The 1640-nt window shown below is 66.0% G+C and carries 2 protein-coding genes; both read right to left on the bottom strand.

Annotation, left to right across the window (positions count from 1 at the left end; genetic code table 11):
• Positions 1-1055: RNA-guided endonuclease InsQ/TnpB family protein (locus tag ABT245_RS45830; RefSeq protein WP_351747092.1), on the bottom strand; the 1055-nt coding region annotated here is incomplete at its 3' end.
• Entirely contained in the window at positions 1052-1480 is a 429-nt protein-coding gene (tnpA, locus tag ABT245_RS45825) for an IS200/IS605 family transposase (protein WP_351747095.1), read from the bottom strand. The genes tnpA and ABT245_RS45830, both read right to left, overlap by 4 nt.
• Positions 1481-1640 lie beyond the last annotated feature (160 nt).

Here is a 1640-nt window from a genome sequence, read left to right as displayed (position 1 = left end):
CGGGAGGTGTTGCGAGGGTCCACCGGAACCACCAGGCGACCGGCGCTCTCAGCCTTGTTCGCCAGAATGTTCAGGAAGAGCCGCACGCCCGCGTCGAGCATGCTTCGGTTCAGCCCGGCCTTCGCGGCGGCACCGTTCGGGAGGAACGAGCCGGTCCGCTCAGGGTCGGGCTTGGGTGCGGGCGCTTTGGTCATGCCCGCAAGGTTCAGCCTCTCGTGGCCGATCACGTCGTGATCGCGGATCAGCTCGTTCGCCGCCTTGTGGTGGTGATCGAGGCGCTGACGCCGGACCTTGGCGTGCAGCCTGGCCACCTTCCGGGCCGCAGCCCGGTGCTTCTTCGTCCGCTTGCGGGTGCGTTTGGGGAAGGTCGACAGGTGCTGTTGAGCTGCGGCCAGTTCCTCCCCCATGCGCCTCAAGAAGCGCGGGTTCTCCTTGTGCTCCCCGTTGGAGTCAGTGAAGAAGTGCACCACGCCCATGTCGATGCCGACGATGCTGCCCGTCGCGGGCAACGGCTCGGTGGGGACGTTGTCACAGGCGAGGACGACATACCAGCGGCGGCCTTCCCGTTTGACGCTGATCGTCCCGACCCGACCTTTTACGGGCCGGTGCTGGTGCACCCGCACGTGTCCGACGCCTTGGAGGCGTACGCGGGTCCGCCGGTCGTTCGGGGTGGAGTTCCAGCGGCAGCCGTCGCCGTCCCTGGGGAAGGTCACGGTGTCGAAGTGGCCGACGCCCTTGAACCTGGGGTAGCCGGGTGTCCGACCGGTCCTGACGCGCTTGAAGAAGGCTTGGAATGTCTTGTCCAGGCGGCGCAGGGTGGCCTGCTGGCTGGAGAACGACCAGCGCCCCTGGCGCTCCGGGTCGAAGGCCCGGATCTCCTTGAGCTGGGCGGACTGGTCGCCGTACTTGATGCTCGTCCTGCTGCTGTGCCGGTAGGCGTCGCGGCGTTCCTGCAAGGCTCCGTTGTAGAGGGAGCAGTGATCCCCAAGCATCTCGGTCAGCGCCCGCTCCTGGCCCTTGGTGGGACGGAGAAGGAACTTGTACGCCCGGATCACGAGGCGTCCCCCTTCTCCTTTTTCCAGGGACGTTCCCACTGGGTGCTGATGTACTTCTCCACCGTGGCCGCCGACACGGCGCCGACCGAGGCGGCGAAGTACGACGACGACCAGAGCGTGGGCATCCGCGACTTCAGGTGTGGGAACTCCTCCCGCAGCACCCGGGAGGTGAAGCCCTTGAACTGGTTCGCCACGTACGAGGCTGAGGACTTCGGGTCGTGCTTGACGAAGAGGTGCACGTGGTCCGGCATGACCTCAAGCGCGATGATCTCCCACCCGCGCTCGGCGGCTTTCTGCTCGATCAGCTCACGCAGGCGGACCGCGACCCGGCCGTCGAGGACCGGACGACGGTACTTCGGGCACCACACCACGTGGAGCCCGAGATCGTACACGCCGCCGGAGAACCGGCGAACCTTCCCGGTCACGGTCACGTGATCACTATACACATGCGACAGGTCTAATGCGCCAATCGCGGCGCTCAGCTCAACAGTGCAGACCCGTGGAAACAGTTGATGTCAGAGCAGGCCAGAGAAGCGATTCCCCACCCCGCTAAAGCGGGGCGTCCCCTCGCTAGATATCTGATGG

Source organism: Streptomyces sp. NPDC001508 (genome assembly GCF_040298665.1).
In the GTDB taxonomy this organism is placed as follows: domain Bacteria; phylum Actinomycetota; class Actinomycetes; order Streptomycetales; family Streptomycetaceae; genus Streptomyces.
The sequence above is the reverse complement of the archived record's forward strand: the minus strand, read 5'-3'. Positions and strand labels throughout refer to the sequence as shown.